Annotated in this window: 26 protein-coding genes, 1 tRNA gene and 1 pseudogene; 11 read left to right on the plus strand and 17 right to left on the minus strand. The window is 60.7% G+C overall.

The features are described from left to right. Positions 1-67: 67 nt before the first annotated feature. Positions 68-331, minus strand: coding sequence for a heavy-metal-associated domain-containing protein (locus VN11_RS21820; protein ID WP_080374913.1), 264 nt, complete (start codon positions 329-331; stop codon positions 68-70). A 294-nt stretch (positions 332-625) separates the two neighbouring features. On the opposite strand from VN11_RS21820, the gene VN11_RS11020 reads away from it, so the two are divergent. Both VN11_RS11020 and VN11_RS11025 read left to right on the plus strand, forming a co-directional pair. Next, positions 626-919 carry a BPSL0761 family protein gene (locus VN11_RS11020; protein WP_223224794.1) on the plus strand — a complete coding sequence of 98 codons (294 nt, stop codon included), beginning with the start codon at positions 626-628 and terminating at the stop codon, positions 917-919. A 2-nt stretch (positions 920-921) separates the two neighbouring features. Continuing rightward, a complete protein-coding gene (locus tag VN11_RS11025) occupies positions 922-1,863 on the plus strand; it encodes an SseB family protein (RefSeq protein ID WP_049401588.1) in 942 nt (313 codons plus the stop codon). Positions 1,864-2,033: 170 nt separating this feature from the next. Here VN11_RS11025 and VN11_RS22260 read toward each other — a convergent pair whose 3' ends face one another. Further along, positions 2,034-2,390 (minus strand): hypothetical protein, encoded by a 357-nt coding sequence (locus VN11_RS22260; protein ID WP_129111535.1) that lies wholly within the window; start codon positions 2,388-2,390, stop codon positions 2,034-2,036. Positions 2,391-2,532: 142 nt separating this feature from the next. Further along, positions 2,533-2,862 (minus strand): YegP family protein, encoded by a 330-nt coding sequence (locus tag VN11_RS21825; RefSeq protein ID WP_074038356.1) that lies wholly within the window; start codon positions 2,860-2,862, stop codon positions 2,533-2,535. Positions 2,863-4,240: 1,378 nt separating this feature from the next. Here VN11_RS21825 and VN11_RS11030 point away from each other — a divergent pair. Continuing rightward, positions 4,241-5,263 carry a DNA-binding protein gene (locus tag VN11_RS11030; protein ID WP_019184712.1) on the plus strand — a complete coding sequence of 341 codons (1,023 nt, stop codon included), beginning with the start codon at positions 4,241-4,243 and terminating at the stop codon, positions 5,261-5,263. A gap of 45 nt (positions 5,264-5,308) precedes the next feature. Next, positions 5,309-5,935, plus strand: coding sequence for an SEC-C domain-containing protein (locus VN11_RS11035; protein ID WP_019184711.1), 627 nt, complete (start codon positions 5,309-5,311; stop codon positions 5,933-5,935). A gap of 3 nt (positions 5,936-5,938) precedes the next feature. Here VN11_RS11035 and VN11_RS11040 read toward each other — a convergent pair. From VN11_RS11040 to VN11_RS11100, 13 genes are all read right to left on the minus strand, one after another. Next, positions 5,939-6,041, minus strand: a tRNA-Ile gene (locus tag VN11_RS11040). Positions 6,042-6,148: 107 nt separating this feature from the next. Further along, on the minus strand, positions 6,149-6,745 hold the full coding sequence (locus tag VN11_RS11045) for a 3'-5' exoribonuclease (RefSeq protein WP_228892862.1): 597 nt from the start codon (positions 6,743-6,745) through the stop codon (positions 6,149-6,151). A gap of 108 nt (positions 6,746-6,853) precedes the next feature. After that, complete coding sequence (gene phoU / locus VN11_RS11050; RefSeq protein ID WP_019184709.1) at positions 6,854-7,579, minus strand: phosphate signaling complex protein PhoU; 726 nt, start codon at positions 7,577-7,579, stop codon at positions 6,854-6,856. A gap of 12 nt (positions 7,580-7,591) precedes the next feature. After that, positions 7,592-8,419, minus strand: coding sequence for a phosphate ABC transporter ATP-binding protein PstB (pstB, locus tag VN11_RS11055; protein ID WP_074038423.1), 828 nt, complete (start codon positions 8,417-8,419; stop codon positions 7,592-7,594). A 14-nt stretch (positions 8,420-8,433) separates the two neighbouring features. Continuing rightward, complete coding sequence (gene pstA, locus VN11_RS11060; protein ID WP_080374914.1) at positions 8,434-9,363, minus strand: phosphate ABC transporter permease PstA; 930 nt, start codon at positions 9,361-9,363, stop codon at positions 8,434-8,436. After that, a complete protein-coding gene (pstC, locus tag VN11_RS11065; protein WP_187299806.1) occupies positions 9,363-10,307 on the minus strand; it encodes a phosphate ABC transporter permease subunit PstC in 945 nt (314 codons plus the stop codon). Before pstC ends, pstA begins: the two co-directional genes overlap by 1 nt. Positions 10,308-10,357: 50 nt before the next feature. Next, positions 10,358-11,410: a PstS family phosphate ABC transporter substrate-binding protein gene (locus VN11_RS11070; RefSeq protein WP_053449750.1), complete on the minus strand. Its 1,053-nt coding sequence runs from the start codon at positions 11,408-11,410 to the stop codon at positions 10,358-10,360. A 76-nt stretch (positions 11,411-11,486) separates the two neighbouring features. Then, entirely contained in the window at positions 11,487-11,921 is a 435-nt protein-coding gene (locus VN11_RS11075) for an ArsR/SmtB family transcription factor (RefSeq protein ID WP_019184704.1), read from the minus strand. 187 nt (positions 11,922-12,108) lie between these two features. Then, complete coding sequence (locus tag VN11_RS11080; RefSeq protein ID WP_026070021.1) at positions 12,109-13,182, minus strand: ArsO family NAD(P)H-dependent flavin-containing monooxygenase; 1,074 nt, start codon at positions 13,180-13,182, stop codon at positions 12,109-12,111. A gap of 24 nt (positions 13,183-13,206) precedes the next feature. Next, positions 13,207-14,193 carry a thioredoxin-disulfide reductase gene (trxB, locus tag VN11_RS11085; RefSeq protein WP_012480204.1) on the minus strand — a complete coding sequence of 329 codons (987 nt, stop codon included), beginning with the start codon at positions 14,191-14,193 and terminating at the stop codon, positions 13,207-13,209. A 3-nt stretch (positions 14,194-14,196) separates the two neighbouring features. Continuing rightward, positions 14,197-15,255, minus strand: coding sequence for an ACR3 family arsenite efflux transporter (gene arsB / locus VN11_RS11090; protein ID WP_053449751.1), 1,059 nt, complete (start codon positions 15,253-15,255; stop codon positions 14,197-14,199). Between the two features lie 20 nt (positions 15,256-15,275). Further along, on the minus strand, positions 15,276-15,767 hold the full coding sequence (locus tag VN11_RS11095; protein WP_032960056.1) for an arsenate reductase ArsC: 492 nt from the start codon (positions 15,765-15,767) through the stop codon (positions 15,276-15,278). Positions 15,768-15,794: 27 nt separating this feature from the next. Further along, positions 15,795-16,109: an ArsR/SmtB family transcription factor gene (locus VN11_RS11100; protein ID WP_012480201.1), complete on the minus strand. Its 315-nt coding sequence runs from the start codon at positions 16,107-16,109 to the stop codon at positions 15,795-15,797. Between the two features lie 41 nt (positions 16,110-16,150). Here VN11_RS11100 and arsH point away from each other — a divergent pair, with 41 nt between their 5' ends. The 5 genes from arsH (at position 16,151) to VN11_RS11125 (ending at position 20,050) form a co-directional block, all read left to right on the plus strand. Next, positions 16,151-16,891: an arsenical resistance protein ArsH gene (gene arsH, locus VN11_RS11105; RefSeq protein WP_053449752.1), complete on the plus strand. Its 741-nt coding sequence runs from the start codon at positions 16,151-16,153 to the stop codon at positions 16,889-16,891. Next, positions 16,888-17,307 (plus strand): arsenate reductase (glutaredoxin), encoded by a 420-nt coding sequence (gene arsC / locus VN11_RS11110; RefSeq protein WP_019186247.1) that lies wholly within the window; start codon positions 16,888-16,890, stop codon positions 17,305-17,307. Before arsH ends, arsC begins: the two co-directional genes overlap by 4 nt. A 30-nt stretch (positions 17,308-17,337) precedes the next feature. After that, positions 17,338-18,561: an MFS transporter gene (locus tag VN11_RS11115; protein ID WP_053449753.1), complete on the plus strand. Its 1,224-nt coding sequence runs from the start codon at positions 17,338-17,340 to the stop codon at positions 18,559-18,561. 31 nt (positions 18,562-18,592) lie between these two features. Next, a complete protein-coding gene (locus tag VN11_RS11120; RefSeq protein WP_019186249.1) occupies positions 18,593-18,940 on the plus strand; it encodes an ArsR/SmtB family transcription factor in 348 nt (115 codons plus the stop codon). Positions 18,941-19,003: 63 nt separating this feature from the next. After that, on the plus strand, positions 19,004-20,050 hold the full coding sequence (locus tag VN11_RS11125; RefSeq protein WP_026070259.1) for a flavin-containing monooxygenase: 1,047 nt from the start codon (positions 19,004-19,006) through the stop codon (positions 20,048-20,050). A gap of 41 nt (positions 20,051-20,091) precedes the next feature. Here the strand turns inward: VN11_RS11125 and VN11_RS11130 are convergent. Beyond that, positions 20,092-21,215 (minus strand): IS3-like element ISStma13 family transposase gene (locus VN11_RS11130; RefSeq protein WP_087944433.1). Its coding sequence is split into 2 segments (ribosomal slippage): positions 20,092-20,939 and positions 20,939-21,215, totalling 1,125 coding nucleotides; the frame shifts between segments, so codons are not numbered across the junction. Positions 21,216-21,562: 347 nt separating this feature from the next. On the opposite strand from VN11_RS11130, the pseudogene VN11_RS11140 reads away from it, so the two are divergent. Next, positions 21,563-21,826 (plus strand): annotated as a pseudogene (locus VN11_RS11140) (transposase); the annotation flags it as partial. A 144-nt stretch (positions 21,827-21,970) separates the two neighbouring features. Beyond that, on the plus strand, positions 21,971-23,311 hold the full coding sequence (locus VN11_RS11145) for an ISL3-like element ISStma11 family transposase (protein ID WP_053449754.1): 1,341 nt from the start codon (positions 21,971-21,973) through the stop codon (positions 23,309-23,311). The last annotated feature ends 64 nt before the right edge of the window (positions 23,312-23,375 follow it).

Genomic DNA, 23,375 nt, shown 5'->3' on the forward strand with positions numbered 1-23,375 from the left:
TCATGATGGCCAGTCTAGCCCTCTTGGGGCCGACTGTCATTGATCAGGATCAAGCCCTCGCGCGGACTCAGCGGTGGCATCCGCCGCAGCAGGAGGATGCGACGGCCGGGGCGGCCGGCGTACCAGCCTCAGAAGGGAGCACCGCAGCGATCACATAGCCTTGCCGCTGGATGGCCTCAACCGCCTGTTCTACGGCAAGCAGGCCCTCGACCTTGACCACGCCACTGCCCAGATCGACGACCACCTGGGCGTGGGGGTCAAGGGCCTGAATGGCTTGGGTGACCGTTCGGACACAGTGACCACAGGTCATACCTTCAACAACGAGATTCATGGACAACCCTCCAAAAGCATCGGCGGTTTGCCGACGGTGTCACGATGAGCCTTCCCACGGTGGGAAGGTCAAACGACAGGCAAGTTGAGTGGTGATCCGTCCCGCGTTGTTGACCTTCCCATCATGGGAAGGCTCAGGCTACCTGCTCGTTCCTATTGGCCCTCACTCCATGGACATAACGCTCACTTATGCGAATTAAGTTATTGATTATATTACATTAATACAGGAATCGCAAGGTCTGTAGTTGCACCGTGCCCTGGCCGGCCACAAACGCGATAAGCTAAGCATTCCTTAGTGCTAGTCATTCTTGATGTCATGACGATGCCATCTGAGCGCACCCGCAATGTGCTGCAGGCGGGCGCGTTCCTCAGGCAGCTAGCGGCCAGCCAAGCCGTGCCTAAAGAGGTGCGGCAAGAGGCATATCGACTGCTGCGGCACTATCCAACCGTCAGCGACATCGAGGCGATTGCTGAGCACGAAGAGCGGCTGCGAGCGCTGACCCAGTCGGCCTTCGTACGACCCTACCTGAGCAGCGAGATCGAGGCGGATTGGTTCTCCGGGTACCCGCTTGGCCCTCATCGCATCTGACCATGAAGCAACCGAGCAGGCCGCGTGGAAGAGGGACTACGTCTGCGGAGACAGCGCTGGAGGCTTCCTTTGAACGGGCCCGCGACAGTGCAGCCGAGGAACGCGCATTCTTCAAGCGACTGATGGATGCGATCGTGTACGTGCATGCGCCCATCTCGGACGACGCGCAGACACTGCGGCTGGTCCAGTTCCGCCATCCTGACGGTTTCGATGCGATCCCTTTCTTTACCTCGCTCGACAAGGCGCAGGCGGCCAGCTCGTCTGCTGTCAGAATTCTGGGAGTTTCAGGCCGTGAGCTGCTAACCGGTACTCGCGGCGCGACGTTGATGCTCAATCCCAACTACGGCGGCGTTGTCCTGTACCCGGAAGAGGTTGCGACATTGTTGGATACGGGCTTTCTGGCCAGGGTGGAACGTCTGGCGCCGGCGGAGTTCGCGGTGAGACCTGCCCAGGCCGCGCCGGCTTGGCTCGCTCCGGCCATCAGCGGCAGCCTTGAGCACGCCGACTTCGTCTCGTCGGCCTATCTCCTGGAAACTCACTCGTCAGGGGGCGTCGAACAGCCTCCCGGTCTGTTGATCTGGCTGGTGGTGGACCTGGCTTTCGCCGAGCGGGCGGCTCGTCTGGTGACCACCGCCATACAGCCCTTATGCTCAGATTTGGACGTCATCATCGACTTGGCGGTCCACGACGTATCGCTGCCTTTGCCGGCGGGCTTGGATGATCCCCAGATCCTGCCCATATTTTTTCACGAGAATCAAGCCAACTTGAGCACAGCTCATCGGCCTATGAGCCCTGAAGATAAGCTACTAGCACTCCTTCCGGGATTGACCGAGGAAGAGAAGGAACGGCGGACCCGCGAGGGTATGGCCGACGTCGACGCTGGACGTACGATCCCGCACGAGGAACTACTGCAATGGATCAGGCGACGGTCAGAGCCTTCTTGAAGGTTTCCGTTGGGTCAGGAGCGTGGAAACTCTTGAATCCAATATTCAAGAAGGGCACGCGTGCCTGAGCAGTACTCCAGGAATGCCTGTGTCACGCGGCTTCTGGTTCAATCAAGCCTAGGTCTGTAATCCACGAACTGCCTGACGTCGAGGGGTGTTTCCTCGTTGAATCATGGTGTTAGAGACGATTCGGCTGTTTTTCTCACGAATCCCTGCCGACCTTCTTGCTCAAAAGGACCGAACTCACGCAGCACAGCCAGAATCTCGGCCAAGTGGTCCACAGGCTGGCCGCTCGGGAGGAACTGCCATGTCGGGTAGCGGTAACTGGGCGACGGATTGGTGACGTAGACTCCCAGCAACTTGCCAGCGCGGCGCAACTGGCTGACCAAGCGGCCACCGTTCGGAGCATGAGAGCCAAGCCCCTGACTGACCTGTGCTGCAGTGAGCCATTGCTCAGCAAGTGTTTGGCGCGCGTCAGCCGCATCTCGGAGGATCCGTTGAGCGGGCGTAAAGGTGTCGAAGTGCATTCAGCCGCCTCGCACTATGGAGACCACACAGAACACGAGTCTAGCAAGTCGGAAGATTGTGGGCGATCTGTGGGGAAAACGTCCCAAGCCTCACGAATAGGGCACGCCCGCGGAGGGGAGCGGCATGCTCCCCATTTGGAATTCAAGCCTGGTCGTCAACTGGCGCAGTTGGCCCGTTGTTTTTAACAGCCTGAATTCCTGCCTCGCGGGCCTGGGTGGAAGAGTAGGTCTCACTGGTACCAATGCGCTCGCCATTAGCGGCCTTGAGGTTGAACATAGGCTGGCCGTTTGCCGCGTTCTTGCGCTCATAGCGCGAATCTTCAGGAGAGTTCGCCTTGACTGAAGCAATTCCAGTCAGTGCCCCTTGCTTGGAGGCATACAATTCACTGGTGAGGATGATCTCGTTGTTGCCGGCCTTAAGGACAAAGCGGTACTGCGTTCCCGAACGACTCAGAACATATCGAGCTGCCATGCAAGTTCCCCTAGCTGCGCCTGGATTGGCCAAGCGAATCTGTCAGAGGAAATCCTGAGTGTCTATCAGGGAAAGCCGCACCTCGACGAAAGATCGGCAGCATCCGGCAAAAACCGAAGCCATATAGACATTTACATCGCCCTGACAAACATAAGATGCGTTATGCGAGGTAACGCATTGATTTTATTGTGTTTTTTGAGTACGTCCCGATAGTACACCGAGTCGTCAACCTCATCAATACCTGGCGCAGCCCAGGACGCACGTAGCGCGAACGGCATGGGCATCATCACCAGCGCGGCCGGGCCACGCCTAGTGGCCGGCTGAAAGGCGAGCTAAAAGCGTGGGGGAAACGTCCCGAATTGCCTGGTCAAGGTTCAGCGCAAGGATCAGGGTTCACCAGCGGCCATCATCGCTAGAAGAGGAGAACTCTTGCTTGGCCACGGCCAGGACCAGATCCGGATCCAGAGCAAGTACCTCTGATGGCTTCGCGCCGGACAATAGAGCATGCGGAGCGACCAGCCACTCGATTTCCTCCCACCCAGACGTAGGTTCGCCGCTTGAAACGCCATATGGCCCACGCAGTAGCGCCAACACTGCAGAGAGGCCAGCCCAAGGTGTCCCAGCAGGGTCGAGCTGCCACTGTGGAAAGAGATAGAGCTTCCGTTCTGCGATCCACACGCCCAAAACGCTGTCAGATTGAAGGCATTGCTTCAGGGTCCGGCCTTGGAGGGCATCCGGGCTCAGCAACGCTTCGAAAGTGTCCGCATCGAGCCAATCTGTCGCGACATCCACCCTGGCTTGAGCAGACGCGGTCGTTTCCGATGGTGGATCCCAGTGCATAGGACGCCTGCTGCAGAAGCTGCTTGCCGCAAGAATGCCACGGCTCGCCACTCAGGTAACCTGTGGGGGAAACGTCTCAACCCATCTGACCAGTCAGGCCGAGGGCTGCCCACAAGCGCAGCTAGCCGTCGGCAGCGCGTGTTACGGTGCAGTACCGATACATCTGATCCACCATTGGGCGAGGTGACGACCATGAATCTGATGACTGCCATGCTCCGCGGATTCGTCCAGGGCGCGAGGGAAACCCCGGCCGGGTTCTTCTCTCCGATAACTGGCCTGTGGCGGATCATGTCTACTCAGACAGATCGGGCCATCGGCAGGCACCGGCGGAAAGCGCTTCGATGAGGACGGACAGGCCTTCGATGAAGTAAGAGGCTCCTTAAACTGCGAGCTCAACTGGTCCTGTAACGGTAGATGTGTGCAACGGGCCAATCTACAGCCAGAAATCTCTGCATGGATTCACGGCGAGCCAGTATTGTCTGCCTGAAGGGGCAGAATCTCTGCCTGATCAGGGCAGAATTGTCTGTCGACGAACAATGTGCAGCGCGCCCGCGACATCCTCCGGGCCGAAGGTAAGAACCCCTCGGTGGACGCCGTCCGCGTGGCGCTGGGCAACACTGGGTCCAAAACCACCATCCATCGCTACCTGAAGGAGCTGGAAGAGGAGGAAGGGCAAGGCCTACGCGCCAAGATCGCTGTCAGCGATGCCCTGCAGGACCTGGTCGCGCGGCTGGCCGAGCGACTGCACGGCGAGGCCGAGGCGCTGATCGCCCAAGCGCAAGAGCGCTTCCAGGCCGAGCTGCAAGCGGGCACCCAAGCCTTGGAACAGGCCCGGCAAGAGGCCGGAAGCCTCAGTGCGCAGCTTCAGCGCACCGAGGCGGCGCTGCAGACAGAGCGCGAGGCCGGCGAAGCGGCTAGGCGCGACTTGGCCAGCCGTACCACTGAACTGGCCCAGCTAGAGGAGCGCATCGCGGGCCTCACAGCGCGACTGACCGAGCACGAAAGCCATGCGCGCTCCCTGGAACAGAAGCACGAGCATGCCAGGGAAGCCCTTGAGCACTACCGCACCTCGGTCAAAGACCAGCGCGAGCAGGAGCAACGCCGGCATGAGCACCAGGTGCAGGAACTGCAGGTCGCCCTGCGCCAAGCCAACGAAGTGTTGACCACCAAAAACCACGACCTGGTGCAGCTCAACAGGGAAAACGGCCAATGGCTGGAACGCCACACTCGGCTGGAAAGGGAGTTAGCGCAGTTGCGCCAGACCATCCAGACACAACAAGGCGAGCTCGATACGCTGCGCCTCACAGCGGCCGAACACCAGGCGCTGCAGGTGCGCTGGAGCCAAGATACCCAGAGTTTGGAAGCAGTACGACAGGAGCTCACCCAAGCTCGGACCGAATTGACCCAGGAGCGCGAACGACGCGAGCACGCCGAGGCGGGGACCCTGCGCGCCACGGTGCGTCTGAGCACCTTGGAGCCGCTTTTGGCCCAGCTACAGCCGGCCAGTACCGGCGGTAAAGGCTCGAAGCGGATCTCATCGGAAGAGACGCCGGAGCCATAACCTAGGTTGAGAACACTAGGCGCAACGATCGCAAGGAGCTTTGCTATGACCGTGGTAACGACCACACCCCCGGAAATCACCCGTGCAGTGCGGCGCCTGACCGATTCCGTCGTGCGCGGCGCAGAGCCCGTCTATCTGCCTGTGCAGCCGGAAGCCGATGCGATCGTGCATGAGTGCTTTCCCAACGTGCAAGCGAAGATCACGCGGGACGGCGGCCAGATGCGGTGCGGTTGGCAGCTGTGGGAATGGCCGCACGTGCTGGTGGAGGCAGAATTCCATGCCGTGTGGGTCAGCCCCGAGGGTGAAATGGTCGACATCACGCCAAAGCCTGAAGGTGAGACACGCATTCTCTTTGTGCCCGATCCGCGCAGACGCTACGAGGGCTTGGCCATCGACAACGTCCGCATGCCGTTACGCGATGACATGCTCATCAAGCACTTCATCCAGATGTCTGAAGCGATAGTCCGGGTGATGAACCGCGGCGAGCGAGCATCCCAATATGGAGAGGTGAGCGTTCCCGCCAATGAAATCCAGCCCCTTCTACAGGCCAGGGATTTCTTGGGCCAGTCACTCGGTGCGGGACTGCGTGAACATACGCCGTGCCTGTGTGGCAGCGGCAGCAAGTACAAGCGCTGCCATGGCGCGCAAGTAGAAGCATTCTTCCGTCATTGACGGTGGTGCCCCCGGTCGGAATCGAACCGACGTGTACGCGCTTATCTGGCGCGTGCTCTCACCGGGGTATAAGGCCGGCGCTCTGACCAACATGAGCAACAGGGGCGTGATCGATCAATGCGATCACGCCGGTATTCGGTGGCCGAGCTGGCAGATGTGACTCATGGCGCAAGCATACCCAATTCGCTCAATGCATCAAAGCCAGCAGAGCTTCTATACCCTGAGTCGCCGGTACGACTTGGCCCATGCTGGCGGCGGCAGGCGATCGGTAGCGACCAGCCACGCCATCCGCAACGCCTGCGCATCCGCCAGCGCGTGATGGCGCTTGGCGTTTTGCTCCGGATGTGCGGCGAACCAATCTTCTACCAGCATTCCCGTGAGGCCGTCCTTCAGCATGCGCGTCAGGATGGGGGTGGGAATTGGGCCGCAGGCTGCAGCCTGCTCGTCAGGCAGTTCAAAGCCATCCAAGGCGTACTGCAAGAGGTGCAAGTCGTTTGGGTAGTCCGCCATCACCGCTGGCGTCGCAACCGACCCCAGAAAGGCACGAAGCGCCGTGGTCAAAGCCGCATCCGACATGGCCGCATTTCCGCGGGTCAGCAGCGGGTATACGGCCTGGCGAACAAAGTCGGTCGGCGTTTCGGAAAGATCGGCACGTTCGGCGTAAAAGTCCTGCTCCCCATCCTCCCGGACCAGCGCGAGGCTGACCAACTCAGCGCCCAATACATCGGACCACTCGGTATCAAGAAAGTAATATGTCACCGCCATCACTCCATGGTGCCACAACACCATGCGATAAATAACCCGTTGCATGGTGCAACGTGAAATCTGGGGAAGGAGGTAGTCCCGTCGTCACAAAACGGCTCTCCGACCTCGTCGCCGTTGGGCGCAGCGGCCCAATATGCAGGGATAGTGGGTTTGTTAGCTGTTGCCGAGGTTGTCACTTCCCGCCCTGGGCAGGGTGCTTTCATCCATCTTGGGGCGTTTGCCGATGGGTAACGCTCCGCTGACCATGTATACGACGTCCTCGGCTATGTTGGTTGCGTGGTCACCAACCCGCTCGATATTTTTGACGACGAACAGCAGGTGAGCTAAGTCAAATGCGGAGGCGCGGTCGTCGGCCATGCATTGGACGATATCCTTGAACAAGATCGTGTGCATCGCGTCAATTACTGCATCTTCCTCCCAAACGCGATAAGCCGAATGAATGTCCATCGTGGCAAAGGACTCCCGCGCTGATTTCAGCTGCAATAGCGTGAGCTCGGCCATACGCTGCATAGGCTCCGCAAGCTCTGCTGGTATCGGAGCCTCGCTCATTGCCATCGAGCGTTTGGCAATGTTGTAAGCAAGATCGCCCACGCGCTCCAGGTTTGAACTAATTCGGATTGCCGCCATCACATGGCGAAGGTCGATCGCTAGCGGCTGTCTACGCGCGATCATGCTCACAGCGTCGCTATCAATCTGCGCCGCAAGCCGGTTCAGTCGCTCCTCACGCTCTGCCACTTCCTTGGCCATTTGCTCGTTGCCACGCCGTAGCGACCAGACGGCATCCGTAAGCTGCTGTTCGGCAAGGATGCCGAGCTCAAGGATGTGTGAAGTAAGCCCCCGCAGCTCGACATCGAAAGACTGGACAATATGGTCGGTCATGACCTTTGCTCCTCAGCCGAAACGGCCGGTGATGTACTCGTGGGTCTTCTGCTCTTTCGGATTGGTAAAAAACTCCGCCGTAGGGCCACTCTCAATGAGCTGTCCCATGTGCATGAATGCCGTCCTGTCCGAGATCCGCGCAGCCTGCTGCATGTTGTGGGTAACAATGACGATGGTGTACTGCGCACGCAACTCGTCGATCAGCTCTTCAATCCGCGCAGTTGCAATGGGATCGAGTGCAGATGTGGGTTCATCAAAGAGAATTATCTCGGGGTTGGGCGCCAGCGCCCTGGCTATGCACAGACGCTGCTGCTGACCGCCGGACAACTCGAATGCTGACTTACCAAGCCTGTCCTTCACCTCATCCCAGAGGGCCGCTCCGCGCAATGCGCGTTCGACATGCTCAGTGACAACTGATTTGTTGCGCACACCGCGAATCATGATCCCTGAGGCCACGTTGTCAAAGATCGATTTCGGGAACGGATTTGGCTTCTGAAAAACCATGCCAATGCGCAGCCTCACGCGCATCGGGTCCACATCCGGCCCTACGATATTCAGGTTCTCCGGCATGAGGGTAATCGCGCCGGAGTACCGGTTATTCGGATACAGGTCATGCATCCGGTTGAAGCAGCGCAGTAGCGTACTTTTGCCGCAGCCCGAGGGGCCGATCAGCGCAGTGACCTGGTTGCTGCCGATCGACAGGTTGATGTCCTTCAGCGCGTGGAACTTGTCATAATGGAAGTCAAGCCCACGGACCTCAGCACGCACCGTCGCATCGTGGGCGGGGGTTGAGGTGCGTTCGGCCACGGGAACCGGAATTGAGATGGTCGAGTGATTCATGTTGTCTCCGTGGATCACCGCAAGCGGCGGCGAAGGCGGTAACGCAGCCAGATTGCAAAGCCGTTCATCAGCAGGGTCATGCCCAGCAGCACCAGCCCGGCGGCGGCTGCATTCACGTGAAAGCCAGCCTGCGGTCGCGACACCCAGTTGAACATCTGGATGGGCATCACGGTGAAGGGGGAGCTGAGCCATTCAAAACTGATGAAGGTAGCAGATGCCTGGATTGGTGACGGCGGCAGGAAGGCAATGAAGGTCAGTGCGCCGATGGTGATGATCGGCGCGGTTTCGCCAATGGCCCGCGACATGCCCACGATGGCGCCAGTCAGGATTCCCGGACGCGCGGCCGGAAGCAGAAAGATGCTGACGGTCTGCCACTGATCTGCCCCCAGCCCGAAAGCAGCCTCGCGGATGTCTTGAGGAATGGCACGCAGTGACTCGCGGGTCGCGACAATGATGATGGGCAGGATCAGCAGAGCAAGCGTCATGCCCGCGACCAGGATCGTTTGGCCGAGCCCGAACATCTGGACGAAGAGCCCCAGTGCCAGCAGTCCGAAGATGATCGAAGGAACGCCAGCAAGGTTGGTGACATTGACCTCAATAAAGTCGGTGACCCAGTGCTTCGGGGCGTATTCCTCAAGATAGACGCCTGCGGCGACCCCCACCGGCACGGCAAGGACCCCGGTCACCAGCATGACAAGGCAAGTACCGATCCACGCCGAGAGAATACCGGCAGACTCAGGTCGGCGAGAGGGGAAGTTGGTGAAAAAGTCTGGAGTGAGTCTGGCCGCGCCGTCGACTACGAAGTCGGCTACAAGCGCCATCAGAATGGTCAGGGTCAGGAACAGTACCAGCAGCCCGAGCACGGTGAAGCACAAGTCTGAAACTCTTGCGCGCCGTGTAATTGCAGCATCGTCAAGGCCCATGGGCTCGATGTGGTCGCGCATCAGTAGGCCTCCCGGTAGCGCTTGCGGAGCCAGAAGGCGAAGAGGTTGAAACTGAACGTAAGTGCGAAAAGCGTCAATCCGGCGGCGAAGATGGTCTGATAGGCAATCGACTCATGTGGAAGATCGCCCATGCTCAACTGCACGATGTATGAGGTGATAGTTGCTGCACCCTCGAGCGGATTGGTCGCGATCCTGGCCTGCTGGCCGGCAGCGATAGCCACTACCATAGTCTCGCCGACCGCCCGCGACATTCCGAGCAAGTAAGCGGCGGTGACGCCCGAGAGCGCAGCTGGCGTCACCACCTTCAGTCCGGTCTGCAGGCGGGTGAATCCCAGTGCGTATGCCCCCTCACGCAGCGAATCAGGCACGGCGCGCATGGCATCTTCGCTCATGGATACGATGTAGGGCAAGATCATGATGCCGATGACCACCCCAGACACGAGCAGGTTGAAGCGCGCCAGACCCGGGATGAAGGATTGAAAGATGGGCGTCAAGAACAGCAGAGCGAAGTACCCGAAAGCGACCGTTGGTACGCCTGCAATGAGCTCAAGGAACGGCTTTACCGCTTCACGGAGCCTGGGCTTGGCGAACTCGCTGAGATACAACGCGAGAATCGTGCCGGCAGGCACGGCAACAACCAGGGCAATGGCCGTGGTCATCAGCGTACCCGACAGTAGTGTCATGATCCCGAAGTGCTTCTCTTCGAAGACGGGCGTCCAATGCGTATCGGTCAGGAAGTCCACGATGGACACCTGAGTGAAGAACTTCAAGCTCTCACTGAGAAGGACGTAGAGGATGCCGAAGGTGACCAGAACTGATAGCGCCGCTGCGACGAACAGTACCAGGCGAATGCCTGTGTCGATGGCATGGCGGCGGCGCAGAAATGCGTCGCTTGGCTGAAGCGGGACAGGACCCACATCGAGGAAGGAACCACTACTTTTCATCAGACGGCCTCAGCCAGCGCGCACATCGCTGTGCGCGCCGACCATGATTGTCAGTAAACCAGCTTCTCTTTCAGCAGCTCGTCGATGGAAACGCCAATCTTCGAGCCAGTGAAGCCGGTGCCAATCTCCCGCTTTGCAAAGCGCTCGCGCATTGCGGCCAATGCGTTCTCCGGCAGCGGTACATAGCCCACCTCCTGCACCAATCCTTCGGAGTGCTTGGAGTCCAGATAGAACTCGACAAAGCGCGCGACCTCGGGCTTGGTTTCGGCGGCCTTCTTGCTTACGTAGATGAAGATCGGGCGCGACAGAGGCTGATACTGGCCGGAGCGCGCGGTTTCGACGCTGGGCGCGACCGCCTGGGCGGCGGCGTTGGTCTTGATGCCTACTGCCTTGAGCTTGTCGGCGTTCTCTTCGTAATAGGCCAAACCGAAGAACCCCAGTGCATTGGCATCACCCGAGACTCCCTGCACCAGCACGTTGTCGTCCTCCGAGGCCGTGTAGTCGCCGCGACTGGAGTGCTCCTTGCCAACGATTGCAGCGGTGAAATAGTCGTAGGTGCCCGAATCGGTGCCCGCACCGTAGAGGACCAGCGGCTTGTCCGGGAAGCTCGGACGAATCTGGTTCCAGTTGGTGATCTTGCCCTGTGCTTCAGGGACCCACATGGCCTTCAGTTCGTCGACGGTGAGGTCATTGGCCCAGGTGTTCTGTGGGTTGACCACAACTGTCAGAGCGTCCATCGCGACTGGAAGCTCGATGTACTCTACGCCAGCGGCCTTGCAGGCTTCCTTCTCCTCACCCTTGATCGGGCGCGACGCATTGGAGATGTCGGTTTCGCCGCGGCAGAACTTCTTGAAGCCGCCACCGGTTCCTGACATGCCGACCGTTACTTTGATGCCGGCATTTTCTTTCTGGAACTCTTCAGCCATCGCTTCGGTGACGGGAAACACGGTCGACGAGCCGTCCGTGCTCACCATGCCGGTGATCTCGCCGGCTTTTGCAGGTGCCCCGGCAGTGTCCTGGCCAGTGGTAGCAGGTGTTCCAGACGGCGAGCAGGCGAGGATGCTGAGCGTTGCGGCGGCAAGCAAAGTGAGGCGCAGGTACATGTAAGTCTCCGAGGTTCAGATGAGCATGGGTGCGATGGTTAGGTACCCCCCGACTCCCCAGCCGGGCGGTACACGACTATTTGAGCGGCCGCGGTGGGGCAGGGACCTCCGCCACGCAATCGCAGGCGGGATCGGTGGGATGAGGCTGCAGACAGAGCTCGGAACGACCGCCGCAGCAATCGTCCAGCAGGAAGGCCAGCAAACCATGCATGCCGTCCAGGCAGGCGCGATAGCGCACGAAGCGGCCTTCGCGGGTGCCGCAGATCAATCCGCCTCGGCTCAGCACGGCCAGATGGTTGGACAAGGTGTTGTGCCGCATTCCCATCATGTCGGTCAGGACACCGGCGGTCAGTCCTTCCGGCTCGTGGTTCACCAGCGTGCGGAAGATCACAAGACGTGCGCCGTTGCTCAGTGCCGACAGTGCATCCAGCGCATGGTCGATCGACATCGATGCGCTGAGTGAGCGCCGTTCGAAGTAATCAAAATCCAAGACGCGTTGGGGCTGGGCCATCACGGTGCTCCGATTGCACAAGATGTCGACATGTCGAGATATATCGACATGACGAAATGGTGGGCCCTCTATGTGACACCGTGATGACACACACCTATTCAGTTATCGATCAACGTCGCTCACAAAAAATCCCGCGGGAGCGGGACGTTGAGGGGAGCAAGCTGGCACGGTTGGCAACAGGGGTCAGCTACCTGTCCTGGTGGTCTGCGCAATAGGCAGTGACCTGCCTCACCGCCTCGCGGGCGTAACGCGTGACCCCAATCAGCGTGGCAGAGGCCATGCCGTTCCAATCCCCGTATCCCAACAACCAAACCGAGGGCACCGCCAACGCGCGCAGGCCGCTGCCGTCGACCTCCACCTGGCCCTGCGGGGTTACAAGGTCCAGGCCCTTCAGGTGCGACAACGCCGGGCGGAAGCCGGTGCACCAGATCACTGCATCGAACGCCCGCTCGGTGCCGTCGGCCCATTGCATGCCGGTGGGGGAGAAGCGGGCCGGCGGTGGGACTGCGGCGAGCACCCCGCGCGCCCGCGCGTCGAGCACCGGCGGCACCATGACGATGTCGCCGAAACCGCCTGGTGGCAGGTCAGGCTCCCGGCCTTCCTGCTGCGCCTTCCATCGCTCAGTCGCGCGTTCGAACAGCACGCGGCCGTCGACGTCATCGGCCAGGAACGCCGGTTCGTGCTGTGTGATCCAGGTGGTTTCCGCCACCGTCGATACTTCGGCCAGAATCTGCGCACCGGAATTGCCACCACCGATGATGGCCACCCGCATTCCGGCGAACGGCGCAGGGGTGCTGTAGTGAGCGGAGTGCAGCTGGATCCCCGCAAATGACTCCAACCCTTGGTACTCAGGCGTGTAGGCTTCCCCCCATGTTCCGGTGGCGCTGATCACCGCCCGCGCCAACCATTGCCGACCGTCCCTGGCCACCACCCGCAGACGCTCGCCAAAGTGGCTGACTCGTTGCACGCGGATAGGGCGAAGAACGGGCAGCGCATATTTTTGTTCGTACTGCGCCAGATAAGCGAGCACTTCGGCACGCGCAGGGTAGGGGCCTTGGCTGGCGGGCATGGGCCATCCGGGAATGGAGCTCCAGCCCGCCGGGGAAAACAGATGCAGCGAGTGCCAGGCATGCTGCCATGCGCCGCCGGGCGACGCTTCCGCATCGAGAATTACATAGGACAGCCCGCTGCGGCGCAGGAAATAGCCGGCAGAAAGACCCGATTGGCCACCTCCGATTACCACCACATCGACGCTGTCCATCTGTGCTCCCTCGCGCCGCCTCACTCAGGCGGCATTCTTTCTCTGCTGTTGATCGGAGATCTTGAGTGCATCCAGGTAGCGCTCCGCATCCAGTGCAGCCATGCAGCCGAAGCCGGCCGAGGTGATGGCCTGGCGGTAGTGCTGGTCGGCCACGTCGCCGGCGGCGAACACACCTTCCACCGAGGTCTGGGTGGCGTTGCCGCCCAGGCCCGAGCGGATGTCCAGGTAGCCGTTGTTCATGGTCAGCTGGCCGTCGAACAGGCTGGTGTTGGGGTGGTGGCCGATGGCCACGAAGAAGCCGTGTGCCTCGATGTCGCGGGTGCTGCCGTCCAGGGTGGACTTGACCCGCACGCCGGTGACGCCGGCTTCATTGCCCAGCACTTCGTCCACCTGGTGGTGCCACACGGTTTCGATCTTGCCGTGGGCGACCTTGGCGAACAGCTTATCCTGCATGATCTTTTCCGCCTTCAGGGTGTCGCGGCGGTGGACCAGGTAGACCTTGCGGGCGATGTTGGACAGGTACAGGGCCTCTTCCACGGCGGTGTTGCCGCCGCCCACCACGACCACGTCCTGGTCACGGTAGAAGAAGCCGTCGCAGGTGGCGCAGGCGGAGACGCCGCGGCCCTTGAATTCCTCTTCGGTCGGAATGCCCAGGTACTTGGCGGTGGCGCCGGTGGCAATGATCAGCGCGTCGCAGGTGTACTCGGCGCTGTCGCCGATCAGCTTGAACGGGCGCTGGGTCACATCCGCGGTGTGGATGTGGTCGAAGATCACTTCGGTCTCGAAGCGCTCAGCGTGGGCCTGCATGCGCGCCATCAGGTCCGGGCCCATCAGGCCGTGGGCGTCGCCCGGCCAGTTGTCCACTTCGGTGGTGGTCATGAGCTGGCCGCCCTGCTGAAGACCGGTGATCACCACCGGGTTCAGGTTGGCGCGGGCGGCGTAGACCGCTGCCGTCCAGCCGGCCGGGCCGGAACCGAGGATCAACAGCGGGATGTGTCGGGTCGTGCTCATAACTCAATGACTCCGTGCGTCGGCAGGAAAGTAGCGCTTGCCCAGCCGCAGGGCGACATGGACCAACAGGATCAGCACCGGCACCTCCACCAGCGGTCCGATGACCGCAGCGAAGGCGACCGGCGAAGCCAGACCAAAGGCGGCGATGGCGACGGCGATGGCCAGCTCGAAGTTGTTGCCAGCAGCAGTGAAGGCGATCGCGGTCGTGCGCGGGTAGTCCTTCGCAATGAACTTGCCCATGAAGAAGCTCAGCACGAACTGAATGATGAAATAGAGCGTCAGCGGGATCGCGATGCGCACTGCATCCATCGGGATGCGCAGCACATCGCCCCCCTTCAGGCTGAACATGGCAACGATCGTGAACAGCAACGCCGCCAGCGTGATCGGACTGATCGCTGGCAGGAACTTCTCTTCATACCAACGCACGCCTTTGCGCGCCTTGAGCCAGCGGCTGGTGAGGAACCCTGCGAGGAAGGGGATGCCCAGATAAATCAGCACCGCCTCGGCAATGGTCCAGAAGCTGACGTCGATCACGCTGCCCTGCAGGCCGAACACCGGCGGCAGCCACGTCAGGAAGAACCACGCGTACACACTGAACAACGCGATCTGGAAGATCGAGTTGAAGGCCACCAGCCCGGCCACATACTGCCCATCACCGCGGGCGAGCTGATTCCAGACCAGCACCATAGCGATACAGCGTGCCAGGCCAATCAGGATCAGGCCAGTCATGTACTCAGGGTAGTCGCGCAGGAACAGCACCGCCAGGCCGAACATCAGGAACGGACCGATGATCCAGTTCTGCACCAGCGAGAGCATCAGCACGCGCTTGTCGGCAAACACCTTGGGCAGCTCTTCGTACTTCACCTTGGCCAGCGGCGGATACATCATCAGGATCAGGCCAATGGCGATCGGGATGTTGGTCGATCCAATCGACAGGCTGTGAAGCGCGCTGGGGACGCCTTCGAACATCGCGCCCAAGCCGACGCCAAGGGCCATCGCCAAGAAAATCCAGAGCGTAAGGTACCGGTCCAGGAAGGACAGGCGGGGGGAATCAGTAGTCATGGCAGGTCTCGGAAAAGCGGTTAGTCGATCTGCGCGATCGGGTCGAGGCGAGCCTTCAGCGCTGCGCGGTCGTCCCAGGCGCTGTCAGGAATCTCCAGGAAGGCCTGCAGGCGTCGCTTGATGGTCTGATGGGCACGGTCAAAGGCTTCTGCCTTCTGCGCATCCGAACCTTCCACGCCGGCCGGGTCGAACAGGCCCCAATGCACGCGAACGAAGTCACCAAACACCACCGGGCACGCCTCGGCGGCCGCGCTGTCACACACGGTGACGATCAGATCCATGGCAGCGGCATCGGCTTCGGCAAATTCGTCCCAGGACTTGCTGCGCATGCCCTCGACCGGGAAGCCTTCGCGCTCCAGCTGGGCAATGGCAAAGGGATTGACGCGACCGGCCGGCTGGCTGCCCGCACTGAAGGAGAGATAGCGGCCTTCGCCCCATTTTTTAAGGGTCGATTCGGCAAGCACGCTGCGGGCGGAGTTGCCAGTACACAAGAACAGAACACGACGGGTCATTTGAGCGATCTCTAGGAGGGGGGGAGGTCAGCAGCCAGCAGGACGTTCGCAGGCCTGTTCGTCGGCGCAGCAGTTTTCGGTCAGGTAGGCAACCAGCGAGCTCATCGCCTCGAACTCGGCGCGGTAGCAGATGGTGCGACCGCGCTGCTCGGCGGTGATCAGGCCAGCGGCCAGCAACTCCTTCAGATGGAAGGAGAGGGTGGCACCGGGAAGGGAGAGGGACTGGGCGATATCGCCGGCCAGCTTGCCGCCACTTCCGGCTTGGACCAGCAGGCGGAAGATGGAAAGCCGGGTGGCGTGACCCAGGGCGGCCAGGGCGTGAGTTGCGTTTTTATGTTCCATGATTCTAGAATAGTCGAATCGAATAGGCAGGACAACCCCCCATGCAACACCTTCCCAATGTCGTCCCGGGCGCCTTGAACCCTCCGGTGGCCGAAAAGCTGAGCGAGCCCAATGCCGCGCCGCACCGGCCCCGCATCCTGATCTTGTACGGTTCCCTGCGCCCGCAGTCGTTCAGCCGCACGCTGGCTTTGGAGGCGCAGCGGTTGCTGGAACATCTGGGCGCAGAGACCCGAGTGTTTGATCCGCATGAGCTGCCGATGCTCGATTCGGTGCCCGCCTCCCACCCCAAGGTGCAGGAGCTGCGCCAAGCCTCGTTGTGGTCCGAGGGGCACGTGTGGGTCAGCCCGGAGCGGCACGGGACGCTGACTGCCGTGTTCAAGAACCAGATTGACTGGCTACCGCTGGAAGAGGGCAGCGTACGCCCGACCCAAGGTCGCACGCTGGCAGTGATGCAGGTCTGCGGTGGCTCCCAGTCCTTCAACGTGGTCAACGCGTTGCGCGTTCTCGGCCGCTGGATGCGGATGGTCACGATTCCGAACCAGTCCTCGGTGGCCAAGGCCTGGCAGGAGTTCGATGACGAGGGGCGCATGAAGCCTTCCGCCTACTACGATCGCGTCGTGGATGTGATGGAAGAGCTGGTCAAGTTCACCCTCCTGGTGCGTGGACGCAGTGACTACCTGGTTGATCGCTACAGCGAACGAAAGGGGGCTGTCGAAGCGGCCGCGCTGACTGCCGCGGCCGGTGTCGTCGAGACCGCATTGAATGAAAAGGAGAACGCATGAACGCTGTCATCTATCACAACCCCAAGTGCGGCACCTCGCGAAACACCTTGGCTTTAATTCGCCACGCCGGCATTGAGCCTGAAGTCATTGAGTACCTGGTCAACCCACCCAGCCGAACGCGGCTTGTCGAGCTGATTGCCGCCGCCGGATTGGATGTTCGCGGTGCAATCCGCCAGAAAGGCACACCCTATCTGGAACTGGGGCTGCACGATCCCGCGTTGAGCGAGGACGCACTGCTGGATGCCATGCTGGCCAATCCTATTCTCATCAATCGCCCCTTCGTCCAGACCACCATGGGCACGCGCCTGTGCCGGCCTTCTGAGGTGGTTCTGGACATCCTGCCAGCAGTGCACGAGCCCTTTACCAAGGAAGATGGCGAAGTGGTGATCGATCAGGACGGCAAGCGCGTCCGCTGATTTGCTAATCGCTAGGGAGAGCTCGATAGCATGCAAGGCGCGTCAAAGCAGCCGCAAAAGCTGACCCTGCTGATCTTTGCGCTAGGGGTTGGCCAGATCATTGCGTGGGCCAGCAGCTATTACCTGTTGGCCATTCTGGCGCTTCCCATGTCCAGAAGCACTGGCTGGTCGCTGGGGCTGTTGGTCGGAGGCCTCTCCGCTGGGCTGGTCACAGCCGGACTACTCGCTCCTCTGGCCGGTCGGACCATCGACAGGCGGGGAGGGCGGACCGTACTGGCGGTCAGCTCCGTAGTGTTTGCCATGGGCCTCGCGGCGCTGGCCACGTCACACTCCCCAACTACCTATTACCTTGGCTGGGTGGTACTGGGCGTTGCCATGTCTGCGGGCCTGTATGACGCTGCGTTCACGACACTGGGACAGCTGCTCGGGGCAAACGCGAAGCAATCCATTGCCGGCCTGACCTTGGTGGCCGGCTTTGCAAGCACGCTCGGCTGGCCAGCGCTGACCTACCTTGACGAGGCCATGGGATGGCGCGGCGCGTTGTGGGTGGCTGCCGCATTCAACCTGCTGGTCGCATTGCCCATCCATTTGCTCGCTATTCCGAAGCATCAGCCCCGTATTAGCGCAAGTCCGCATCCCTCAGCGGTCGCTGCCGTCCACACCAGCACTGCAGCACCCGTTTCAGCTGCAGCACCGCCTGCACACTGGCTTGTGCTCATTGGCCTGTTGCTGACCTGCCAGGCAGCGATCATGGCGACCTTATCGGTGCATCTGATTGCGCTGCTCGGTGCCATCGGGCTGGCGCCATCGGTTGCGCTGCTCGCTGGCATGGTGATCGGCCCCGCGCAGGTCATCGCTCGTTTGCTGGAGATGTACTTCGGGCGAGGCGTGCATCCGACCTGGTCCGCACGCGTGGGAATTGCAGCGACATTGGCAGCGCTACTGCTGCTACTCACTGGATACTCGTGGGCAGCGATCATTGCATTCGTCATCTACGGTGCCGGCAACGGGATACTCACGGTGGCCCGCGGCACCCTCCCGTTGGCGTTGATCGGATCGGCGGACTACGGCAAGACCATGGGCCAACTTGCCCGTCCCATGCTACTGGCACAGGCGGCAGCACCGCCGCTTGCAGCCATTGCGCTCGAGCGAACCGAGCCTGTTTGGCTGATCTGCCTATTGGCGCTGCTTGCCACTGTTTCCTTGGTTGGAAGCTGTTGGTTGCCTGCAAAGACGCAGGGCGTGAGCCCTTGAATATGCATGCGTGTGCATATATGCTTTATGCATGAGCAAGGGCACCCCCAAGGCAAACGCCATTGAGCAAGCAGTAAGCGTGCTGGCAGACCCCATTTTTCGGGCGCTGGCTGAGCCGTCGCGCTTGGCCGTGCTCAAGCGTGTGCTTCAGGTGGAACGGGCAGATATCGCGGAGATTGCCGCCGGCCTTCCACAGGAGCGATCCGTGGTCTCACGTCATCTGCAGGGACTCCACGATGCTGGGATCCTACGCGCAGAGCGGGTGAGCCGGCAGGTGTACTACCAGGTCGATGGCCCCGCGATGGTCGCACGCTTGGAGCAGATCCTGCTGCAGGTCAGGGCGCTGGCACCTTACTGCTGCCCCGGTGATTTGAAGTAATACCGCAGGCAATTCTTGATTCATCAACGCAACTCACATATATGCATATAGGCGCATACACGCATGAATAAGTTGAATGTCGACGTCGTCGTGATCGGGGCAGGGCAGGCAGGCTTGGCGATGTCATACCGGCTCAAGAACGCAGGCGTGTCGCACCTGATTCTCGAACGACAACCGGCCGCTGGTGGCAGTTGGCCGTCGTACTACGACAGCCTGACCCTGTTCTCCCCGGCAGGATATTCCTCGCTGCCTGGCCTCGAGTTCCCCGGCGGAGCCAAGCGCTATCCCAAGCGGGACGAGGTCACCGCGTATCTGCGCCAGTATGCGTCCGCCTTCGACCTGCCAGTGCGCGCCAACAGCGAGGTTGTGGAGGTCATCTCCGAAGCAAGCCAACATCGCGTCAAACTTGCCGATGGAGCGGTCATTACCGCCCAGGCAGTAGTGGTGGCAACCGGTGGCTTCAACACACCTCACCTGCCGGGGATCCCTGGAAGGCAGCTATACCAAGGGACGATTCTGCACAGTTCGGCCTACCGAACACCCACCGGCTTCGAAGGCAAACGCGTCGTCGTCGTCGGTGCGGCCAACTCAGCGGTACAGATCGCGCACGAACTGCACTCCACTGCCACCGTGGTGCTGGCAACCCGCGAGCCAGTGAAGTTCATGCCACAACGGTTCCTCGGCTTCGATTTTCATGACTGGCTCAAGTGGACCGGCCTGGGCAATTCCCGTTGGCTGAGCGATCAGAGCACGCCCGTTCTGGATGATGGACGTTATCGACACGCCCTGAGTACGGGTGCCATTTCCCGTCGAGAGATGTTCACTGCGTTTACCAACGATGGGGTGGTGTGGCCGAATGCGGAAATACAGGCGGTCGACGCTGTGATCTTCGCGACGGGCTTCCGGCCGAACATGTCATTCCTGCCACGGGAAGCCTTGGATCCGGACAGGCGGGCACTACACAGCCAAGGGGTTTCCACCACAATCAAGGGGCTCTACTACCTCGGGCTACCGCTACAGCGCAACTTTGCCTCTGCCACGCTTCGCGGAGTTGGTAGTGACTCCTTGGGAGTCCTAGCATCGATCATGAGCCACTTGCGGCCCATGTAATTGCGCACGCGACGTCCCCCCGGCTTGAGTAGTGGGCGGGTTTAGAGTCCGGTGCTGATGTTATCGTTCTTCGCCGCCAACTGCGCGGCGTATTGGGCGGGTGTTAGACCGCCAAGCGCTCTTTTTGGTCTTTCTTCGTTGTAGTCGCGCCGCCAGCTTTCGATACTGGTGCGGGCATGAAGCAACGTCGGGAACCAGTGCTCGTTGAGGCATTCGTCGCGCAGCCGTCCGTTGAAGGACTCGATGTACGCATTTTGGTTCGGCTTGCCCGGTTCGATCAGACGCAGGGCAACTTCCTTTTCGTGAGCCCAAGCCACCATCGCCTTACCGCAAAACTCCTTGCCGTTGTCTGTCCTGATCACTCGTGGCAAGCCGCGCTGCATGGCCAGCCTGTCCAGTACCCTGGACACGCCTTGCCCGGATATTGCCCGCTCCACTTCGATGGCCACAGCCTCGTGGGTGGCGTCGTCGACGATCGTCAGGCACTTGACCACCCGGCCTTCTGCGGTACGCTCGAACACGAAGTCCATCGACCACACCTCATTGGCAGCGGACGGCCGCAGGAGGGGCTGGCGCTCGCTAACCGGCACCTTCTTACGCTTTCTGCGTCGCACCTGCAGGCCCGCTTCCTGATAGAGCCGCTCCACTCGCTTGTAGTTCACGACAAGTCCTTTCTGCCGCAGCTTCAGATGGATCATGCCCACCCCGTAGCGTCTGTGCCGATGCGCCAGCGCAGCAATCTGCTCGCGCAGCTCAACGTTGTTGTCGGGCCGAGGCTCATAGCGCAGCGCGCTAGCGCTCATCCGCACCACCGTCAGCGCTCGCCGCTCGCTCAACCCCTTCTCGACCATGCTCCGCACCAGCAGCCTGCGCGCCGGCGCGGTCACCACTTTTTTCGCAACGCATCCTTGATGACGTCGTTCTCGAAGACCTGTTCTGCCAGCAGCTTCTTCAGGCGTGTGTTCTCCGCCTCCAGGTCCTTGTGCCGCTTGGCGTCGGGCACGCTCATGCCGCCGAACTTGCTGCGCCACAGGTAGTACGAGGCCTCGCTGAAGCCATGCTGGCGGCAGAGGTCCTTGATGGGCATGCCGGACTCAGCTTCGCGTAGGAAGCCGATGATCTGCTCTTCGGAAAAGCGCTTCTTCACGTCCAATCTCCTTGTCATTGAGGATTGGACTCCAAACCGCTTCGCTACTCAATCTCGGGGGGACGTCGCACGTTTGGCATGCCAAGAACGGAGTAGGGCACCGGAACTTCTGCGGGGCCGTCGAGGTGGTCGCGCAATCCCAAAGTCAGCCTTTGTTGTTCTGACGGTGAGCGACCCATACGGCAGCGACAGTTATGGATACTACTAAAAAGACAGCAACGCCGGCGACAATGCTCATCTGCTGTAAGAGGGTCAACGAGTTTAAAAAGTTCATCTTAGAAACCAACCATTGGTGATAGAGTGGACCGGCCAGGATTTCGTAGACATCTCAGAGCCATAATCAATGGAAGCGAGAGAGGTGTCTAATGGCAAGCAAACAGTACACGGATGAGTTCAAGGCCGAGGCGGTCAAGCAGGTTACCGAAAGAGGCTTTGCGGTAGCCGAGGTTGCCAAGCGGTTGGGGGTCTCGTCCCACAGCCTTTACCAATGGCTCCGCAAGTCCAGGAGCGAGGCCTTGGCGGGCACGCCTGAGGGGTCGATGTTGCCGACGCCCAAGGACTCAGCCGAGGTGCGGCGCCTGAAGGCCGAGGTGAAACGCCTGACTGAGGAGCGCGACATCCTAAAAAAAGGGGTATCCGGAATCTGGTGTGGGTTCTGGCTCCTTGGGTCTTTGTAGCTATCACTTTCAAAGAATGGATTTTGGTGTTGGACGGCTGAGCGGATGTGCTAGAGTAAAAGTCGGATTTCAGTGTGGGTTCGCCCAAGGTGCTGAGTGACGGACTTTCTCCAGCTGCGAAGCCTGAAAACGCTTGAAATCCTGACCAGCGAGGACAGTTACGTCGTCAAGGCCGAAGGCGTCAATCAGTGGGTGACCTGCCCGCTGTGCAAGACCGGACGCCTGCATGGTCACGGCTCACAGGAACAGTCGTTTCAGGACACACCGACGCACGGCAAACCCGTCGTGATCTTCATCCAGCGCCGTCGCTATCGCTGTACAAGCTGCACCAAGACCTTGTTTGAGCCTGTGGCGGACCTTGATGGAAAACGCCAAGCCACGGCGCGTCTGGTGCGTTATATCCGCGACCAGTCCTTCTCCAAGACCTTTGCGGCCCTTGCCCGGGAAGTAGCCGTGGACGAAAAGACGGTCCGCCACGTCTTCGACGATTTCATCGAGGAGGTCGAGGCCAAGACCCAGTTCCGGACGCCGCGGGTGCTGGGTATCGACGAGCTCAAGATCATCGGCCAGTACCGGGCCATGATCACCAACGTCGAGCGCAAGACCGTGTTCGATATCCGCCCCAGCCGGGCCAAAGCCGAGTTGATGCCCTATTTCCGCGACCTGCGGGACAAGGACTCGGTCGAGTGGGTGGCGATGGACATGTACCACGTTTATCGGCAGGTGGTGCGCGCCACGCTGCCACAGGCCCGGATCGTGGTCGATCGATTCCATATCCAGCGCATGGCGAACGACGCGCTGGAGAAGCTGCGCAAGCGCCTTCGCAAGGATTTGTCCACCCGGCAGCGCCTCAAACTCAAGGACGAGCGGTTCCTGCTGCTCAAGCGGCAGCACGACCTGACAGGGAGAGATATGGACCGGATGCGGGAATGGTTCCAACAGTTCCCGCTCCTAAGCGAAGCCCACGCGCTCAAGGAAGGATTTCTGTCGATCTGGGATCAGAAGACCCGCCCAGCAGCAGAAGCCGCCTGCGCGAAGTGGCAGGCCAATATTCCGACCGAATTGGCGGCCACGCTCAAGGACCTGACCACCGCCGTGCACAACTGGCACGACGAAATCTTCGCCTACTTCGAGCAGCCGATTACCAATGCCTATACTGAGTCAGTCAACCGAGTGGCCAAAGACATGAACCGCATGGGCAGGGGTTACAGCTTCGAGGTGCTTCGGGCGCGCATGCTCTACGACAAGAAGGCGCGCAAGGATGGCTCGGTTATCGAAACCGTGTTGGTCGATGACGACGACCCAATGACCACGGACTTCGTGTTCCAGCGGATGACCACGGCGGCAACGCGCAAGAAGAAGATCACGCGCGTGGTCGAGTACGGCCCCTATCTCCCGACGCTGGCGCGGCTACTCGAAGAGGGGTATTTCGAATAGTCCTCAACCCATTGTGCAAGAGGCGGCGCTTCAGCCTGAATTTGTGATTCAGCCGATGAAGCAT

This window comes from Stenotrophomonas maltophilia (genome assembly GCF_001274595.1).
Classification (GTDB): Bacteria; Pseudomonadota; Gammaproteobacteria; order Xanthomonadales; family Xanthomonadaceae; genus Stenotrophomonas; species Stenotrophomonas forensis.

Bases quoted from the DNA above. Each gene is read 5' to 3' on its own strand.
- pstC (WP_187299806.1), bottom strand. From the start codon at position 10,307: ATGAAAAGTAGTGGTTCCTTCCTCGATGTGGGTCCTGTCCCGCTTCAG.
- pstA (WP_080374914.1), bottom strand. From the start codon at position 9,363: ATGCGCGACCACATCGAGCCCATGGGCCTTGACGATGCTGCAATTACA.
- VN11_RS22260 (WP_129111535.1), bottom strand. From the start codon at position 2,390: ATGCACTTCGACACCTTTACGCCCGCTCAACGGATCCTCCGAGATGCG.
- VN11_RS11025 (WP_049401588.1), top strand. From the start codon at position 922: ATGAAGCAACCGAGCAGGCCGCGTGGAAGAGGGACTACGTCTGCGGAG.
- VN11_RS11120 (WP_019186249.1), top strand. From the start codon at position 18,593: ATGAGCAAGGGCACCCCCAAGGCAAACGCCATTGAGCAAGCAGTAAGC.
- VN11_RS11035 (WP_019184711.1), top strand. From the start codon at position 5,309: ATGACCGTGGTAACGACCACACCCCCGGAAATCACCCGTGCAGTGCGG.
- VN11_RS11045 (WP_228892862.1), bottom strand. From the start codon at position 6,745: ATGCAACGGGTTATTTATCGCATGGTGTTGTGGCACCATGGAGTGATG.
- phoU (WP_019184709.1), bottom strand. From the start codon at position 7,579: ATGACCGACCATATTGTCCAGTCTTTCGATGTCGAGCTGCGGGGGCTT.
- VN11_RS11100 (WP_012480201.1), bottom strand. From the start codon at position 16,109: ATGGAACATAAAAACGCAACTCACGCCCTGGCCGCCCTGGGTCACGCC.
- trxB (WP_012480204.1), bottom strand. From the start codon at position 14,193: ATGAGCACGACCCGACACATCCCGCTGTTGATCCTCGGTTCCGGCCCG.
- VN11_RS21820 (WP_080374913.1), bottom strand. From the start codon at position 331: ATGAATCTCGTTGTTGAAGGTATGACCTGTGGTCACTGTGTCCGAACG.
- VN11_RS11070 (WP_053449750.1), bottom strand. From the start codon at position 11,410: ATGTACCTGCGCCTCACTTTGCTTGCCGCCGCAACGCTCAGCATCCTC.
- arsH (WP_053449752.1), top strand. From the start codon at position 16,151: ATGCAACACCTTCCCAATGTCGTCCCGGGCGCCTTGAACCCTCCGGTG.
- pstB (WP_074038423.1), bottom strand. From the start codon at position 8,419: ATGAATCACTCGACCATCTCAATTCCGGTTCCCGTGGCCGAACGCACC.
- arsB (WP_053449751.1), bottom strand. From the start codon at position 15,255: ATGACTACTGATTCCCCCCGCCTGTCCTTCCTGGACCGGTACCTTACG.
- arsC (WP_019186247.1), top strand. From the start codon at position 16,888: ATGAACGCTGTCATCTATCACAACCCCAAGTGCGGCACCTCGCGAAAC.
- VN11_RS11115 (WP_053449753.1), top strand. From the start codon at position 17,338: ATGCAAGGCGCGTCAAAGCAGCCGCAAAAGCTGACCCTGCTGATCTTT.
- VN11_RS11125 (WP_026070259.1), top strand. From the start codon at position 19,004: ATGAATAAGTTGAATGTCGACGTCGTCGTGATCGGGGCAGGGCAGGCA.
- VN11_RS21825 (WP_074038356.1), bottom strand. From the start codon at position 2,862: ATGGCAGCTCGATATGTTCTGAGTCGTTCGGGAACGCAGTACCGCTTT.
- VN11_RS11075 (WP_019184704.1), bottom strand. From the start codon at position 11,921: ATGGCCCAGCCCCAACGCGTCTTGGATTTTGATTACTTCGAACGGCGC.
- VN11_RS11080 (WP_026070021.1), bottom strand. From the start codon at position 13,182: ATGGACAGCGTCGATGTGGTGGTAATCGGAGGTGGCCAATCGGGTCTT.
- VN11_RS11095 (WP_032960056.1), bottom strand. From the start codon at position 15,767: ATGACCCGTCGTGTTCTGTTCTTGTGTACTGGCAACTCCGCCCGCAGC.